The following is a 16,394-nucleotide window of genomic DNA, read 5'->3' as shown; positions in this document are numbered from 1 at the left end:
CGCGTGGGTACGACAGCCGTCAGCGTTCCGGCAGCGGCGGCAGCGCGCACACCGAGTCGAGACCGAGAACGTGGTTGAGGCGTCCGGAGGCGATCCACGACCCGATGCACATGCTCAACTCGACGATCTCGCGCTGGCTGTAATGCTCGCCCATCCGCGCCCAGAACTCGTCGTCGAGATTGTGGTGGTCGAGCGCGTACCGTTCCGCGTACTCGGCGGCGAGGCGCGTCCGGTCGTCGAAAGCGTCCGTGGTGCGCCAGTTCTCGACAGCCTCGAAGAACGTGTCCTCGACCTTCTCGCCGTCGCGCTCGGTGCGCCAGTCCATGCACACGATGCAGCCGTTGATCTGGGCGATACGCAACCGCGCCGCCTCGAACTCGCGCAGTCCCAGAGTGGACTCCGCATACACCGCCAGCGACAACTTGGACGCGGGAATTCCGATGGCGGGCACCAGTTCACCCCACACGTAGCCGACGGGGTCCTTGCCCTCGGGGATGTCGATTCTCATTGCTGGATCCTTCCGGTCTCCCCCAGTGTGCCCGCCGCGACCGCGCCGGGGGCAGAAAATCCCAGTGACGGCGAGGGACGCAACGGGACGTCGAGCGCGTCGTACAGGCCCGGTTCGCCGTCGACGAGCCAGTCGATCGCGCCCACGAGCCGACCGACGGCGGTGGCGTTGCCGCCCGCGGCGCGGCTACCGCCCTCGTCGGTGGCCTCGACGGTGACCTCGATCCGCGGCCGGCCTTCGATGACGACGCGGTGCGCCCCGGCTCCGCCGTCGGGCGGCATCGGCCAGTCGGGCGCGCACGACGGGTGGATGCGGGTGACATGTTCGACGACGATCCGCGGCTCCCCGCCGACGATGCCCTGCACCTCGAACCGCAGTGCGCCCTGCGTCCCGGCGGCGAACTCGCCCATCGTTGCGGTCGTGACGTCCGTGTCGAGGGGACGCCGCTGCACGGTCTCGCGGATCTCGTCGAGGTCGACGCCGAGCGCCCGCGCCATCAGCCGGATCTGCCCGCCCCACACCATCGTCGGCACGGTCGGCGCGATCATCGGCGGCTCGTAGTCCATCGGCTGCCCCATGCCGACGAGGTACCGCACCGAATCCGGTTGGTCGTAGCTGGAGTAGTCGAAGATCTCCTGGCAGCGGATCGCGTCGACGGTCGAGCCGAGTCCGCTCATCAGCAGCGGCAGCACGTCGTTCCCCCAGCCCGGGTCGACCCCGGACACGAAGAGCGACCCGCCCGCGGCCTTGATCGCGTCGACGATCGGCTCGCGGACCTCGGGCGGGGCGCTGCGGTGGTCGTACAGCGCGTACACCGACGGCGTCACCACGACAGCCCCGGTGCGCAGAACCGTCACGATGTCGGCGACCGCATCGTCCGGGCGGATCTCGCCGGACGCCGCGTACACGACCGCGTCGGGACGGTCGGCGAGGACCGCGTCGACGTCGGTGGTCGCGGCAACCCCGAGATGTGCGCCGACGTCGCCCAGGTCGCCAGCGTCCCGGCCGACCTTGGCAGGGTCGTGGACGAGGACCGCGGACAGTTCCAGGCGGGGATTCGCGTGCACCGCACGGATTGCCGCGCGGCCGACGTTGCCGGTGCCCCAGACGACGGTGGTGATCATGGGCGGCACGCTAGCGAACCCGCGGCGTTCTCGTACCCACTTCCGCACAGACGAAGGGACCCTTCGGTCGCGGACAGCGGCCGAAGGGTCCCTTCAGGTCTCGGTGGGTTCCGACGAATCAGGCCGTCAGGACGCTCTCGAGTGCGGAGTAGAACATGCCCAAGCCGTCGTCGCTCGGGCCGGTCAGGGCCTCCGTGGCGTGCTCGGGGTGCGGCATGAGGCCGACCACGCGGCCGTTGGCCGACGCGATGCCGGCGATGCCACGCTGCGAACCGTTCGGGTTGTCCCCGGCGTAGCGGAACACCACGCGGCCCTCACCCTCGAGTTCGTCGAGCACCTGCTCGGAGGCCTGGTAGCGACCCTCACCGGACTTGAGCGGGACGAGGATCTCGGCGCCCACCTCGTAGCGCGACGACCACGCCGTCGAGTTGGACTCGACCTTGAGCCACTGGTCGCGGCAGACGAAGTGCAGGCCGGCGTTGCGGGTCAGTGCCCCCGGCAGCAGACCGGCCTCACACAGCACCTGGAAGCCGTTGCAGATGCCGAGCACGGGCATGCCGCCCTCGGCAGCCTTGACGACCTCACCCATGACGGGCGCGAAGCGCGCGATGGCGCCGCAGCGCAGGTAGTCGCCGTAGGAGAAGCCGCCGGGCACGATGACCGCGTCGACACCCTTGAGGTCGGCGTCGCCGTGCCACAGGCTCACGGCCTCGCCACCAGCGAGGCGGACGGCGCGGGCGGCGTCGACGTCGTCGAGCGTGCCCGGGAACGTGATGACTCCGATGCGCGCGCTCACTGGACTCGCGTGACCTTCCAGTCCTCGATCACCGTGTTCGCCAGCAGCGACTCGGCGATCGTCGCGAGCTCGTCGTCGCTGACGTTGTCGTCGACCTCGAGCTCGAAACGCTTACCCTGGCGAACATCCGACACACCGGCATGACCGAGTCGGGACAGGGCCCCGACAATGGCCTGCCCCTGCGGGTCGAGAATTTCGGCCTTGGGCATGACATCGACAACGACACGGGCCACGTGCTGCTCCTCGCTATGGCTGGTTTCCGCCCGGGATCGCACCGGGCATCCAGGAGTTTACCGGGCAGCCCGGCCCGCTCCCGCACCGAGTGAACCTCCGACGTCACCCCCGCTCACCGGTGTGATCGCGCATACTCGATTCATGCGACTCACGCACTTCGGCCATTCCTGTGTCCTGGTGGAACTCGACGGCGCAAAGATCCTGTTCGACCCCGGCAACTTCTCCCACGGATTCGAGGGAATCACCGGGCTCGACGCCATCCTCATCACCCATCAGCACCCCGACCACGCCGACCCTGCGCGGCTGCCCGCGCTGGTCGAGGCCAACCCCGGGGCCGGCCTGTACGCGGATCCGCAGACGACGGCACTGCTCGGCGAGGCATGGACCGCGGTGTACCCGGGCGACGTCTTCAACGTCGGCGAGGTGCAGGTGACCGGCACGGGTGGCACGCACGCGGTGATCCACCCGGAGATCCCGCTGATCGACAACACCGCGTACCTCCTCGGCGACGCCGAGAACCCGGCCAAGCTGATGCACCCGGGCGACTCGCTGTTCGTGCCGGAGCAGAAGGTCGACGTCCTCGCAGTCCCGGCCGCCGCACCATGGCTGAAGATCTCCGAGTCCGTCGACTATCTGCGTGCCGTGCACCCGCGCGTCGCGGTCCCGATCCACCAGGGCGTGGTGGCGAAGGAGGCCCGCGGCATCTACTACGGCCGGCTCACCGAAATGGGACCGGGCGGAACGGAATTCCGCGTCCTTCCCGAGGAGTCGAGCGTCGAGGTGTCCTGAGCCGACACGCGGTTCAGACCCACTGCACCAGCTGCCAGACGATCCCGTTGGGGTCGACGAACTGGCAGTAGCGCTCACCCCACGGCTCGGTCTCCGGCGCGGTGACAACCTTGGCGCCCTCGGCGGCGATGCGCGCGAACTCGCGATCGATGTCCTCGACGACGAAGACGATCAGCAGACCCTGACCGGCGGGGCCGGCGATGGTCGCCGGCTTGAACGTCCCGAGACCGGTGCGCAGGAAGATCACGTTGATCCCCGCATCCGGATGAGCGAGGGACACGAAGCCGTCGTCCGACATGGCCTCGGTGAAGCCGAAGTGGGTCTTCGCGAATTCGGCCGAGGCCCGCGTGTCCGCGACGTTCAGGGACAGTGCCGTACTGGTGATCTTCATCCGAACCTCCATCGACGAGAGAAACATTATGCAGTGTATAACGTATAGCTGTCATCCATTTGTTCCCGCCCTCGGAGGCGCGCGGTGGCCCGCGAACTGATCGACCTGCTCTGGCGCGAGCACCCCGACGCACCACGGGGCGGCACCCGCGGACCGCGCGCAAAGGTCACGACGACGCAGGCCGTCGACGCCGCCGTCGCGATCGCCGACCGTGAGGGGCTCGAGGCGGTGACCGTACGGCGACTTGCTGCCGATCTGGGCATCTCCGCGATGGCCCTCTACACCCACGTGGGCTCGCGCGACGACCTCCTCGTGCTCATGGTCGATGCCGTGCGCAGCAGGAACCCGTGCGAGCCGTACCCCGGAGGCGACTGGCGCGGTCGCGTGCGACAGGTCGCTGAGGCGGAGTCGGCCCTGTTCACGGCGCACTGGTGGCTGCTGGACGTTACCGACCAGCGGGCCTCGTTCGGGCCCGGCACGATCGCGACCTACGACCACGAGTTGCATGCGTTCGACGGGACGGGTCTGGCCGACATCGCCCGCGACGCCGCACTGACGTTCGTGAAGGACTTCGTTCGGGCCTCGGCGCGCTCCCGCCGCCCCGATCCGAGTGCCGCCGATACCGCGCAGGTGTGGGCGGCGTGGAACGAACGGCTCGCCGCGTACCTCGGCGACAGTTTTCCGCTGGCACAGCGCGTCGGTGCCGCCGCCGGCGAAGCCATGGATGCGGCCTACAGCCCCAAGCACGCCTGGGACTTCGGGCTGAACCGCGTACTGGACGCGCTCGAATCCCTCATCCGCACCGAAGGGACCGCACCGGCGGACGACTAGGGTCGGCGGCTCACGCCACCTCGCGCACGCCCTCCTGGAGCGGCCAGCGGTAGACGGTGGGCTGCGCGCCGTGGTGCAACGCGAGGTCGACGGCGTCGAGCAGGGCCTGGCGCGGTCCGGTCCGGTCGAGTTGCTTGGCGGAGATCGCCAGGCGCACCAGCCGCCCGCGCCGGGCGCCGCGGGACGCGCTGAGCACCACCGACCGGCACCGCCAGGGTTCGGCGCGGAAGCCGTCGCCGAGCCCGAGGACGTGGCTGCGCACGCTGGTGTCGTGGGCGAGATCGCGGATCGCGGTCATGCCGGCGAGCAGGCGGAACCCGCTGCTCGGCAGCACCGACACGGCGCCCGGTGACGCGACCCAGCGGGGCGCCGCGAACAGTCGCGTGCGCAGGCCCACCTCCTCGAGGACGCGGTCGGCGGCCAGCAGGCGCAGCCGGGCCTCGTGTTCGGGCAGCACCGAGAACTCGGCGCGGCGGCGTTTGGTGGCGGCCTGGTCGTAGCCGTGCAGGACGATCGCGTCGCCGCGGTCGCGCCGCTCGCGCAGCCATTCCTGCGTGCCGTGGTCCGAGACGAGGCGGTACTTGTCCTTGAGCCGTGGGGCGACGAGCAGCGAGAGCGGAACGGATCTGCGGTCCATCTCCGCCGCGAACTCGGCGACGAGGTCGCGCGTCTCGTCCCTGATCCCCGACACCGACACGATCACCTGTCCGGTCATGACTTCGAGGGTGGCAGCCGCAGGTGAATAGCAGACGGCGCCCGCGCGGACATTCGGTGGTCGAATGTGTGCGGGCGCCGTCCGGTGTCCTGAGGGGGACAGATTCAGCGGGGCAGCACGGCCTCGATGGCCGCGATCACCTCGGGGGCGTCGGGCTCGGTGCGCGGACGGAAGCGGTTCGCGACCGTGCCGTCGGGGGCGACGAGGAACTTCTCGAAGTTCCACTGGATGTCGCCGGCCTCGCCGTCGGCGTCGGCGGCCTGCGTCAGCTCGGCGTACAGCGGATGCCGGTTCTCGCCGTTGACGTCCACCTTCTCCATGAGCGGGAAGGTGACGCCGTACGTGGTGGAGCAGAAGGTCTGGATCTCCTCGGGCGTGCCCGGCTCCTGGCCCATGAACTGGTTGCACGGGACACCGATGACGCTCAGACCACGCTCGGCGTACTCGGAGGCCAGCTTCTCGAGGGCCGTGTACTGCGGGGTCAGGCCGCACTTGGAGGCCACGTTCACCACGAGGACGGCGCGGCCGCCGTACTCGCCCAGGCTGGTCGGCACGCCGCCGAGGGTGTTGATCGCGATGTCTTGCAGCGGAGTCGTCATGCGCACCAACCTAGCCAAGGCGTCGGACTCGTGCTTGTCCCATGCGCGGGCTCCGTCCGTCGGAAATCCCATCCGTCCCACGAACATCAGGCCTCCACCAACTCTCGCTCGACGGGCTTCGCGGGCGCCGGTGCCGGTCTGTCCGGCGCCTCGCTCGGCGCGTGCGGATCGTCGACCATGGTCGTCTCGTCGAACGGAAGTTCACCGGCGAGGACCGCGCGGACGCGCTCGGTGTCCACGGACTTGGTCCAGGTGCCGACCAGCAGCGTGGCAACGGCGTTGCCGGAGAAGTTGGTGACCGCACGCGCCTCGGACATGAACCGGTCGATGCCCACGATCAGACCGACACCGTCGAGCAGCTCGGGTCGGTGGCTCTGCAGGCCACCTGCGAGCGTCGCGAGCCCGGCGCCGCTGACGCCGGCCGCACCCTTCGACGCGATGATCATGAAGACCAGCAGCGACGCCTGCTCGGGCAACGACAGCGGCTGCCCCATCGCGTCCGCGATGAAGATCGACGCCATCGTCAGGTAGATCGCGGTGCCGTCCAGGTTGAACGAGTAGCCGGTGGGCACGACGACGCCGACGGTGGTGCGCTCGACGCCGATGTGCTCCATCTTCGCGATGAGCCGCGGCAGGGCCGACTCGGACGACGACGTCGCGAAGATCAGCAGGTATTCGCGGGCCAGGTAGCGCACGAGCTTGAAGATCGAGACCCCGGCGACCGCACGCAGGATGCTTCCGAGCACGCCGAAGACGAAGATCAGGCAGGTCAGGTAGAAGCCGAGCATGAGCGCGCCGAGTTGGACGACGGCGCCGAGCCCGGTCTGGCCGACGACGTTGGCGATCGCGCCGAAGGCGCCGATCGGGGCCAGCCACAGGATCATCGACAGCACCTTGAACACGAGCTTCTGCACGTGTCCGATCCCGCGGAGCACCGGCTCGCCCTGCTTGCCCATCGCCTGCAGGCCGAACCCGACGAGCAGCGCGACGAACAGGGTCTGCAGGACACTGCCGGAGGTCAGCGACGACAGCATCGTGGTGGGGATGATCGACGCGATGAAGTCCATGGTGCCGCCGGCTGCGTGGGCCTTCTCGGCAAGGGCCGCACCGGTGTTGGCGGCGTCGGCACTGATCTCGAGACCGCTGCCGGGATCGAGCAGGTTGCCGACGACCAGACCGATGCCGAGCGCGACGGTCGACATGCCGATGAAGTACGCGAGCGCGAGCCCGCCGACCTTGCCGACGCTCGCGGCGGCGCGCACCGATCCGATGCCGAGGACGATGGTGCAGAAGATGACGGGGCTGATCATCATCTTGATCAGATCCACGAACATCGTGCCGAGCACACCGAGCGACTTGCCCGCCTCGGGCGCGAGCCAGCCGACGAGCACGCCGGCGATCACGGCGACGATGACGCCGACATACAGCCAGTGCGTCTTGTCCCGCGGTTTCCCGGGCCGGGCAGGTTGCACCGCGCCCGGCGTCCCTGTTGCACTCGTGCTCATGAGGTGTCCTCTGGTCGGGTGGATTCTCGGAGGCAGTTCGGTGATCGTCGAGTGACTGCGATCACGTCGTCCCGCCCGAGAGAATGTTGGTATCGATCCAGGCACCAGAGAAGTTTGTGTTCATAAGTTTCACGAGAGGACTGACATGGCCCGGGCCGTGTCCCGCAAACCGTTGAGCGTCGCGCGGCAGCTGCTGATTCTCCAGTTGGTGGTGTTGACGCTGGTCGTGACTGCGCTGTCCGCGCTGACGATCGTCGACGAGCGCCGTGACTCCGACGACGCGACCCGGCGGGAAGTGACCGGCATCGCAGAGACCCTGTCGCTGTCCGGTTCGACGATCGCGGCGCTGCGCTCCCCCGACCCCTCCGCGGTCCTGCAGCCGGAGGTCGAAAGGATCCGGCAGGCGACGGGCACCGATTTCATCGTCGTCATGGCGCCCGACCGCACGCGGTACACCCACCCGGACCCGACGCTCATCGGGCAGCGCTTCGAGGGCCATATCGAGCGGGCGCTGGCCGGGGAGACGTTCACCGAGACGTACTCGGGCTCGCTCGGCCCGTCGATCCGCGCGGTCGCCCCGGTGCAGGCCGACGGGCAACTCCTGGGTCTCGTGTCGGTCGGGGTGACCCGTGAGCGCATCGGCGAGCAGTTCGCGAAGGGCCTGCCGCCGCTGATCGGGGTGTTCGCGATCGCGGTGGGGATCGCCGCGGTCGGATCGGTCCTGGTGAGCAACCGGATGCGGCGTCAGACGCTGGGCCTCGACCCCGATCAACTGCGTCGTCTCTACGAGCACCACGACGCCGTGCTGCGGTCGATCTCCGAGGGCTTGATCGTGTTCGGCCGCGGCCGGGACGGGCGGGTCCGGGTGGACGTGATCAACGACGAGGCCCGCCGCCTGCTGTGGCTGCCGGACGGTCCGATCACCCCGGACCAGCTGCCGGAGACGCTGCGTCGCATCGGGCCGGACGCCGACGAGGAACAGGACGAGGTGCACGTGACGGCGGACCGGGTGCTCCTGGTGGGACAGGCACCCGTGCTGTGGGAGGGTCGCCGCATCGGCACGGTCGTGACGCTGCGCGACCACACCGAACTGCAGAGCGCCCTCGGCGAACTCGATTCCGCCCGCAGTGTCGCCGAGTCGCTGCGGGCGCAGGCCCACGAGTACGCGAACCGGCTGCACACGATCGTGACGATGGTCGAGCTGGGTCGCAGCGACGACGCGGTCGCGTTCACCACGGCCGAACTGGCGACGTCGCAGCAGCTGATCGACCGGCTGACCGCCGCCGTGCACGAGCCGGCGCTCGCGGCGCTGCTGCTGGGCAAGGTGACCGAGGCGGCACAGCAGGGCGTCGAACTGACGGTCACCGAGGACACCGCACTCGGCCCGACCCGCGCGCTCAGCGCGCTCGAACTCGTGACCGTGGTCGGGAATCTGATCGACAACGCCATCGAGGCGGCGCGCTCCTCGGACGAGGACGCTCCGTGGGTGGAAGTGACCGTGGCGGAGGAGGATTCGACACTCGTGATCCGCGTGGCCGACAGCGGGCCGGGCATGGATCCCGAGACGCTCGCGCGGGCGACCACCCGGGGCTACTCGACCAAGCAGGTGGACGGACGGCCGGCGCGTCAGCGCGGCCTCGGCCTGGCGCTCGTGGCCCAGGTGGTGGCCCGGCACGGCGGACGACTGCGGACCGAACCCTCGTTGGCGGGCATGCTGGTGATCGAGATTCCGCTGCCGACGGCGACGCGGCGGGACGCCGCCGGGAAGGACGGTGTCCGATGATCCGCGTGCTGATCGTCGAGGACGAACCGTTGATCGCCGAGGCGCACCGCTCGTATGTCGAACGCATCGAGGGCTTCTCGGTGCACACTGTCGCGCACACCGCCGGCGACGCGATGCGTGCCGTCGCCGAGGCCGCCGGCTCCGACGAGCCGATCGATCTGGTCCTGCTCGACATCGGCCTCCCGGATGCGAGCGGACTCGACCTCGCGGGGGCACTGAGCGGGCTGCGGCCGAGCCCCGGCGTCATCGCCGTCACGTCGGCCCGCGACCTCGACGTCGTGCGGACGGCGGTAACGCGCGGGGTGGTGCTGTATCTGCTCAAGCCGTTCACGTTCGCGGCGCTGCGCGACAAGCTCGAGCACTACCGGGAGTTCCGGGACGCGCTGCCCGCGGGCGGGTCGGCCGCGAGCCAGCGCGACATCGATCGGGCGATGGCGGTGCTGCGCAGCGCGGACGAACGCGCCACCACGCCGAAAGGTGTGGCCCCGCAGACCGCGGACCTGATCGGGGCGTGCGTGCGCGACGCCGAGGGGCCGGTGACGGCGGCCGAGGTGGCCGCCGTCGCGGGGGTGTCGCGGGTGACGGCGTGGCGCTACCTGGAGCGCATGGCCGACGACGGCGTGCTGGCGCGGGAGACGCAGTACGGGCGGACCGGACGACCCCAGGTGCGCTACACCTGGGCGGCGTCCGCGCCGCGGTGAGTGCCGCGGTGGACCGTGCCGTTGTACGGAACGCCGGATTGATGTGATGCACGGCACAATCAACTCTTTCAGTCGGCGACTGACGTGGTCGCCGACTGAAGGAGCGCAATGCAACCCCTGAACACGACGCACCCGGATCCCTCTCCGGAGGACTCACGCCGAGCTCTGATCTCCAGCTTCCTGGGATCGACAGTCGAGTACTACGACTTCTTGCTCTACGGCGCCGCGGCAGGCTTGGTCTTCCCGAAGTTGTTCTTCCCCGACACGATGGACCCCGTCCTGGGCTCCACGCTGTCGTTCGTCATCCTGCTCGCCGGATACATTTCGAGGCCGATCGGCGGCATCCTCTTCGGCCACTTCGGTGACAAGTTCGGCCGCAAGAACATTCTGGTCATCACGTTGCTGATGATGGGTCTGGTATCCGTCGTCATCGGCCTGATGCCGACCTACGCGACGATCGGTGTGGCGGCACCTCTGATCCTCGTCGCGCTGCGCATCGTCCAAGGCCTCGCCGTCGGCGGCGAGTGGGCGGGAGCCACTCTGATGGCGGCCGAACACGTGAACCAGGAACGACGCGGGTTCGCCGCCTCGATCGCGGTCACCGGCGGGCCGACCGGATCGGTCCTCGCGACCCTGGTTCTCGCCCTCTTCTCCGGGCTTCCCGACGACGCCTTCCTCAGCTGGGGATGGCGCGTGCCGTTCCTGCTCTCCGCGGTGCTCGTGATCGTGGGGCTGTTCCTGCGCTACCGCGTCACCGAATCCCCCGACTTCGCGAAGGCGCGCGCGGCCGGCGAGGTACATACCGGCACACCGATTCTCCGGGTGCTGAGGAAGTACCCCCGCTCCACCGTGTACGGCATTCTCGCGGCCGCCGGACCGCTGTTCATGCAGGCGCTTCTCGCGGTGTGGATGGTTCCCTACATCGCCGCCCAGGGCGTGGTCCCCCGCCAGGACGCGCTCTACATGCTGACGTTCTCGAGCGTCGTGCACATCTTCGCGATTCCGTTCTTCGCGTCGCTCTCCGACCGGTTCGGGCGCCGACGGGTCATGCTCACCGGCGCGGCGATCTCCGTCGCCCTCGTCTTCCCGATGTTCGCGCTGTTCAACTCCGACAGCTACTGGTTGGTCGCACTCGGCTTCCTGGTGGGCAACCCGATCATCCAGGCGTCGATGTACGGCCCGATCGGCGCGTTCCTCGCGGAGAAGTTCGAGACCCGGGATCGCTACACGGGCGTCTCGCTGACCTTCCAGCTCGGCTCGGTCCTCGGCGCCGGAACCGCACCGCTCCTTGCCAATTGGCTGTACCGCCTGGACAACGGCGGCGGCACCGACAACATCGCGTGGTACTTCGTCGGGCTCACCGCGGTGTCCGCTCTCGCGGTCTTCCTGTCTAAGGAGACCCTGAACAGGCGGCGCACCACTGGCCCACAGACCGTGGATACCGGCGTGGACAGCATGACCGCCAACGGCTGACGACGTATTCCGGCGGTGCCGCCCGCATCCGGTGCGGGTGGCACCGCCGGAACGTGTCCGCCGATCAGGAAGCGCCCGACGTGTCGAGCACCCACGCGTACTCGAACGCGACTTCCTTCCACTTCTCGTAGCGTCCGCTGACGCCGCCGTGTCCGGCACTCATCTCCGTCTTGAGCAGCAGCGGTGCTTCCCCGGTCTTGGTGGACCGCAGCGCCGCAACCCATTTGGCAGGTTCGACGTAGAGCACGCGGGTGTCGTTGATGCTCGTGATCGCCAAGATCGCCGGATAGTCCTTGGCCTCGACGTTCTCGTACGGGCTGTAGGAGCGCATGTACGCGTACACGTCCGGGTCCTCGAGCGGGTTGCCCCACTCGTCCCACTCGATCACCGTGAGCGGCAGCGACGGATCCAGGATCGACGTGAGCGGGTCGACGAACGGCACGTTCGCGAGGATCCCGGCGAAGAGCTCCGGGGCGAGGTTCGCGACCGCGCCCACCAGCAGGCCGCCCGCGCTGCCGCCGTCGGCGACCAACTGCTCCGGCGTCGTGCGGCCCTCATCGATGAGATGCCGGGCGCACGCGACGAAGTCGGAGAAGGTGTTCTTCTTGGTGAGCGTCTTGCCGTTCTCGTACCAGTGCCGACCCATCTCGCCGCCGCCGCGCACGTGCGCGACCGCGAACACCATGCCGCGATCGAGCAGCGACAGCCGCGCCACCGAGAACGCGGGGTCCATGCTCGCCTCGTACGAGCCGTACCCGTACAACAGGGTGGGTGCGGGGTCTTCACCGATTCCCTTGCGCCGCACCACCGACAGCGGGATGCGGGTGCCGTCCGCGGCGGTGGCCCACTCGCGGTGCTGCTCGTAGTCGGCCGGATCGAACCCACCGAGCACGGGCTGCGACTTCCGCAGCACCAGTTCACCGGTCGCCAACTGGTAGTCGTACACCCGCGACGGCGTGATGAACGACGTGTAGCCGATGCGCAGCGTCGGCTGCTCCCACTCCGGGTTGGAGCCGAGGCCGACCGAGAACAGTTCCTCCTCGAACTCCATCTCGGTGAGCTCGCCGTAGCCCTCGGGGGTGAGCGGCCAGATGGCCACCCGCGTCAGCACGTCGCGGCGGTAGCTGAGGACCAGGTGGTCGGAGAACGTGTCGATGTCCTCGAGGCGCACGTCGTGGCGGTGCGGAACGAGGATCTCCATCGCGCTCGGATCCGCGACCGGGGCCTGCGCAAGGACGAAGTTCTCGGCCTTGACGCCATCGACGACGTCGTTGTGCAGGATGAGGAACCGGTCCTCGCCCGCGATCACGGCGTGCTCGGCCGCGTACTCGACGCCCTCGCGTCGCGGCAGGATCACCCGGAAGTCGCCCTCGGGGTTCGCCGACTCGAGGATCCAGCCCTCGGTGGTGACCTTCGACCCGAGCCAGATCATCAGGTACTTCTCGCTGCGGGTGGATCCGACCGACACCCAGTAGCGCTCGTCCGGCTCGTGGAAGACCTGGACGTCCTCGGCCTGGGTGGTGCCGAGCTTGTGCCGCCACACCGTGTCCGGCCGCCACGATTCGTCCACCGTCAGGTAGAAGACGTGCCGGTGGTCGATGGCCCACGTGGCACCCGGTGCGGTGTTGGGGATCTCGTCGGCCAGCAGTTCACCGGTGCCGAGATTCTTGAACCGCAGCGTGTACCGCTCGTCGCCGATCACGTCCACCGCGTACGCGAGGAGCGCGCCGTCGTGGCTCACCGAGAACGCACCGAGCGCGAAGAACTCGTGGCCCTCGGCCTCGGCGTTGCCGTCGAGGAGGACCTGCTCGCCGTCGATCGCGGTGTCGGCGGACAGCTCGGGCGGGGTCCAGTCGTCCGGTGCCGTGATCGGGCACCGGCAGTGGACTCCGTACTGTTTGCCCTCGACCGTGCGGGAGTAGTACCACCACTCCCCCAGCCGCGTCGGCACCGACATGTCGGTTTCCTGCGTGCGCGACTTGATCTCCTGGAAAACTTTCTCGCGCAACGGTTCGAGGTGCTCGAGTTGCTGAGCGGTGTATGCGTTCTCCGCCTCGAGGTACTCGATGACCTCCGGGTCCTCCTTGTTCCGCAACCACTCGTAGTGATCGACGAAGGTGTCCCCGTGATGGGTGCGCTCGAACGGCACCCGCTTGGCGACAGGCGGAGTCGACGCGCTCATCTCAGCCCACCCAATCCTCGAACGACAGACCCGAGATGCGTTCGTACGCTTCGATGTACCGGGCGCGCGTGGCGTCGACGATCTCCTGCGGCAGCGGCGGCGGCGGGGTGTCCGACGCACGGTCCCATCCGGATTCGGCGCTGGTGAGCCAGTTGCGCACGAACTGCTTGTCGAAGCTCGGCTGCACCTTGCCGGGCTCGTAGCCGTCGGCCGGCCAGTAGCGCGACGAGTCCGGCGTCAGAACCTCGTCGGCGAGAACCAGGTTGCCGTCGGCGTCGAGACCGAACTCGAACTTGGTGTCGGCAAGGATGATCCCGCGGTCGCGGGCGAAGCTGGCGGCCCGGAAGTAGATGTCGAGCGTGTCGTCACGCAGCTTGACCGCGAGGTCCTGACCGACCTTGTCGACGACGGTCTGGAAGTCGATGTTCTCGTCGTGATCGCCCAGATCGGCCTTGCTGGCGGGGGTGAAGATCGGCTCGGGCAGCTGGCTGGCCTCCACCAGACCCTCGGGCAGCGCGACACCGCACACCGCACCGGTGGCCTGGTAGTCCTGCAGCCCCGAGCCCGTCAGGTAGCCGCGGGCCACGCACTCGACCGGGACCATGTTCAGCTTGCGCACCACCAGCGCGCGTCCGAGGACCTCCTCGGGGATGCGCTCGTCGAGCGGATCGCCCGCGAGGTGATTGGTGCCGCCGAGCTTCTCGAAGAAGAACACGCTCATCGCGGTGAGCACCCGACCCTTGTCCGGGATGGGCGTGGAGAGCACGTGGTCGTAGGCCGAGATCCGGTCACTCGCGACCAGCAGCAGGTGCTCGTCGTCGATCGTGTACAGATCGCGGACCTTGCCGCCGGCCAGGTGGGAGTAGGACTCGAGTGAAGGGCGCACGTGGCTACCCTATCGGTCCTGCGAATCGACGCACCCCACAGCATGTAGCTGCCTTCCCCTCGCGATTCGCGCACTTGTCGGTGGCAGCGGGGCCGCCCGAGGACCGACAAGTGCGCAAAACGGCGGGACGGGTGTGGCGACGACAGCGCGACGACCGCAGATAGTTAGCCTTGTTCAGAGTTGGCGATCGATCGGCGGGAGGGTGGATGGCGAGCGGCACGACCGACGTGGCCCGGGCATCGGTGGGATTGCGCTCGGAGCGCGGCCCGATCCTGATGTCGCTGATGCTCAGCACGTCCTTGGTCGCGCTCGACAGCACGATCATCGCGACCGCGGTGCTCACCATCGTCGGCGACCTGGGCGGGTTCACCCAGTTCCCGTGGCTGTTCTCGATCTACCTGCTGGCGCAGGCCGTGTCGGTGCCGATCTACGGCAAGCTCGCCGACATGTTCGGCCGCAAGCCGATCATGCATCTGGGCATCGCGCTGTTCGCGGTCGGATCGCTGCTGTGCGGCGTCGCATGGAGCATGCCGGCGCTCATCGTGTTCCGAGCGATCCAGGGCCTGGGCGCCGGCGCGGTGCAGCCGATGAGCATGACGATCGCCGGCGACATCTACACCGTGGCCGAACGCGCGAAGGTTCAGGCCTACATTGCGAGCGTGTGGGCCATGTCGGCGGTGCTGGGCCCGACGCTCGGCGGGGTGTTCTCCGAGTACCTGTCCTGGCGGTGGATCTTCCTGGTCAATCTCCCGCTGTGCGCGATCGCCGCGTGGACGCTGCAGCGCAGGTTCGACGAGACCGCGAGGCACGGATCGGGTACCGGCGTCCGGCAGCGGACCGACTACGCCGGCGCGGCCCTGCTCACGACCGGCGCCACGCTGGTGATCCTCGGTCTGCTCGAGGGCGGTCAGGCCTGGGCGTGGGTGTCCCCGGCCGGGATCGGCGTCTTCGTCGGCGGCGCGGCGCTCCTCGTCGCGTTCGTCCTCGTCGAGCGCCGCGCGGCGGATCCGATCCTGCCGCTGCACATGCTCACCCGCCGGGTGATGGTCGCGAGCAGCCTGGCGTCGCTGGCGGTCGGCGCGATCGTGACGGGCCTGACGTCGTATGTGCCGACCTTCGTGCAGGGCGCACTCGGCACGGGCGCGCTGGTCGCGGGCTTCGCACTGGCGGTGCTCAGCGTCGGCTGGCCCCTCGCCGCGTCCCAGGCCGGACGGCTGTACCTGCGGGTGGGTTTCCGCACCACCCCGCTGATCGGCAGCGTCCTGGTACTCGCCGGATCGGTGCTGCTGATGCTGCTGTCGTCCGCTTCGGCAGTGTGGCACGTCGGAGCCGTCAGCTTCGTCATCGGGTCCGGCCTGGGTCTGATCGCCACGCCGACGCTCATCGCGGCACAGTCCAGTGTCGACTGGAACGAACGCGGCGTGGTGACGTCGACCAACATGTTCGCCCGGTCGATCGGCAGCGCCATCGGTGTCGCGGTGTTCGGCGCCCTCGTCAATTCGCGCATCGGCAACACCGCCGAGCCGGATCGGGCCGACCTCGCCGACGCGATCCACCTCGTCTTCCTCGGCATCCTCGGCGTCGCGGTGCTGCTGACGCTGTCGTCGGCCCTGATGCCCAAGGACCCGACGCCGGTCGACAAGGCGCACCGCGCCGCGTAACCCGTCGTCTATTCTTCACACTGTCGTCACGGTGTTCGGGAAGTCCGGTAGAAGCCGGCGCGGTACTCGCCACTGTGGGCAGGTACGTCGACTACCTGGGGTTCGGCCCCAGCCACTGGATGCGCACGCATCCGGGAAGGCGTAGTCGGCGGCTATCCCTGCCGAGCCAGGAGACCGGCCGTGACGCATACCTGCACGTTTTCCACGAGTCATGGA

16 protein-coding genes and 1 riboswitch are annotated in these 16,394 nt (G+C 68.9%); of the genes, 6 read left to right on the top strand and 10 right to left on the bottom strand.

Going from position 1 to position 16,394, the window contains the following annotated elements; all coding sequences use genetic code 11:
* Positions 1–19: 19 nt before the first annotated feature.
* From ABTV10_RS04270 to purS, 4 genes are all read right to left on the bottom strand, one after another.
* Positions 20–508: a carboxymuconolactone decarboxylase family protein gene (locus ABTV10_RS04270; protein WP_433610108.1), complete on the bottom strand. Its 489-nt coding sequence runs from the start codon at positions 506–508 to the stop codon at positions 20–22.
* Positions 505–1,632, bottom strand: a complete 1,128-nt coding sequence (locus ABTV10_RS04265; protein ID WP_499032780.1) for an NAD(P)H-dependent amine dehydrogenase family protein — start codon at positions 1,630–1,632, stop codon at positions 505–507. The genes ABTV10_RS04270 and ABTV10_RS04265 overlap by 4 nt, the downstream gene beginning before the upstream one ends.
* A gap of 118 nt (positions 1,633–1,750) precedes the next feature.
* Positions 1,751–2,428: a phosphoribosylformylglycinamidine synthase subunit PurQ gene (gene purQ, locus ABTV10_RS04260; protein WP_499032779.1), complete on the bottom strand. Its 678-nt coding sequence runs from the start codon at positions 2,426–2,428 to the stop codon at positions 1,751–1,753.
* Positions 2,425–2,661, bottom strand: a complete 237-nt coding sequence (purS, locus tag ABTV10_RS04255) for a phosphoribosylformylglycinamidine synthase subunit PurS (RefSeq protein ID WP_280760017.1) — start codon at positions 2,659–2,661, stop codon at positions 2,425–2,427. The genes purQ and purS overlap by 4 nt, the downstream gene beginning before the upstream one ends.
* A 142-nt stretch (positions 2,662–2,803) precedes the next feature.
* Here purS and ABTV10_RS04250 point away from each other — a divergent pair, with 142 nt between their 5' ends.
* Entirely contained in the window at positions 2,804–3,451 is a 648-nt protein-coding gene (locus ABTV10_RS04250) for an MBL fold metallo-hydrolase (RefSeq protein WP_499032778.1), read from the top strand.
* A 13-nt stretch (positions 3,452–3,464) separates the two neighbouring features.
* Here the strand turns inward: ABTV10_RS04250 and ABTV10_RS04245 are convergent, their stop codons facing one another.
* Complete coding sequence (locus ABTV10_RS04245) at positions 3,465–3,842, bottom strand: VOC family protein (RefSeq protein WP_499032777.1); 378 nt, start codon at positions 3,840–3,842, stop codon at positions 3,465–3,467.
* Positions 3,843–3,926: 84 nt separating this feature from the next.
* On the opposite strand from ABTV10_RS04245, the gene ABTV10_RS04240 reads away from it, so the two are divergent.
* On the top strand, positions 3,927–4,673 hold the full coding sequence (locus ABTV10_RS04240; RefSeq protein ID WP_499032776.1) for a TetR/AcrR family transcriptional regulator: 747 nt from the start codon (positions 3,927–3,929) through the stop codon (positions 4,671–4,673).
* A 10-nt stretch (positions 4,674–4,683) separates the two neighbouring features.
* Here ABTV10_RS04240 and ABTV10_RS04235 read toward each other — a convergent pair whose 3' ends face one another.
* The 3 genes from ABTV10_RS04235 to ABTV10_RS04225 form a co-directional block, all read right to left on the bottom strand.
* Positions 4,684–5,388: a DUF2334 domain-containing protein gene (locus ABTV10_RS04235; RefSeq protein WP_499032775.1), complete on the bottom strand. Its 705-nt coding sequence runs from the start codon at positions 5,386–5,388 to the stop codon at positions 4,684–4,686.
* 104 nt (positions 5,389–5,492) lie between these two features.
* On the bottom strand, positions 5,493–5,987 hold the full coding sequence (locus tag ABTV10_RS04230) for a glutathione peroxidase (RefSeq protein ID WP_433610094.1): 495 nt from the start codon (positions 5,985–5,987) through the stop codon (positions 5,493–5,495).
* An 86-nt stretch (positions 5,988–6,073) separates the two neighbouring features.
* Positions 6,074–7,492, bottom strand: coding sequence for a cation:dicarboxylate symporter family transporter (locus ABTV10_RS04225; protein WP_499032773.1), 1,419 nt, complete (start codon positions 7,490–7,492; stop codon positions 6,074–6,076).
* A 145-nt stretch (positions 7,493–7,637) separates the two neighbouring features.
* Between ABTV10_RS04225 and ABTV10_RS04220 the strand changes: the two genes are divergently transcribed.
* The 3 genes from ABTV10_RS04220 (at position 7,638) to ABTV10_RS04210 (ending at position 11,449) form a co-directional block, all read left to right on the top strand.
* The gene (locus ABTV10_RS04220) at positions 7,638–9,275 is read left to right on the top strand and encodes a sensor histidine kinase (protein WP_499032772.1); all 1,638 of its coding nucleotides are present in this window, start codon (positions 7,638–7,640) and stop codon (positions 9,273–9,275) included.
* Positions 9,272–9,976, top strand: coding sequence for a response regulator (locus tag ABTV10_RS04215; protein ID WP_499032771.1), 705 nt, complete (start codon positions 9,272–9,274; stop codon positions 9,974–9,976). The genes ABTV10_RS04220 and ABTV10_RS04215 overlap by 4 nt, the downstream gene beginning before the upstream one ends.
* A 108-nt stretch (positions 9,977–10,084) precedes the next feature.
* The gene (locus tag ABTV10_RS04210; protein ID WP_499032770.1) at positions 10,085–11,449 is read left to right on the top strand and encodes an MFS transporter; all 1,365 of its coding nucleotides are present in this window, start codon (positions 10,085–10,087) and stop codon (positions 11,447–11,449) included.
* Between the two features lie 64 nt (positions 11,450–11,513).
* Here the strand turns inward: ABTV10_RS04210 and ABTV10_RS04205 are convergent, their stop codons facing one another.
* Together ABTV10_RS04205 and ABTV10_RS04200 are read right to left on the bottom strand one after the other, a co-directional pair.
* Positions 11,514–13,631: a S9 family peptidase gene (locus ABTV10_RS04205; protein WP_499032768.1), complete on the bottom strand. Its 2,118-nt coding sequence runs from the start codon at positions 13,629–13,631 to the stop codon at positions 11,514–11,516.
* A gap of 1 nt (position 13,632) precedes the next feature.
* Positions 13,633–14,517: a phosphoribosylaminoimidazolesuccinocarboxamide synthase gene (locus ABTV10_RS04200; RefSeq protein WP_499032767.1), complete on the bottom strand. Its 885-nt coding sequence runs from the start codon at positions 14,515–14,517 to the stop codon at positions 13,633–13,635.
* A 206-nt stretch (positions 14,518–14,723) separates the two neighbouring features.
* Here ABTV10_RS04200 and ABTV10_RS04195 point away from each other — a divergent pair, with 206 nt between their 5' ends.
* Positions 14,724–16,178 carry an MDR family MFS transporter gene (locus ABTV10_RS04195; RefSeq protein ID WP_499032766.1) on the top strand — a complete coding sequence of 485 codons (1,455 nt, stop codon included), beginning with the start codon at positions 14,724–14,726 and terminating at the stop codon, positions 16,176–16,178.
* Between the two features lie 12 nt (positions 16,179–16,190).
* Positions 16,191–16,375: riboswitch (cobalamin riboswitch) on the top strand.
* The last annotated feature ends 19 nt before the right edge of the window (positions 16,376–16,394 follow it).

This window comes from Paraburkholderia sp. RHO2 (assembly GCF_050955445.1).
In the GTDB taxonomy this organism is placed as follows: Bacteria; Actinomycetota; Actinomycetes; order Mycobacteriales; family Mycobacteriaceae; genus Prescottella; species Prescottella agglutinans_A.
The sequence above is the reverse complement of the archived record's forward strand: the minus strand, read 5'-3'. Positions and strand labels throughout refer to the sequence as shown.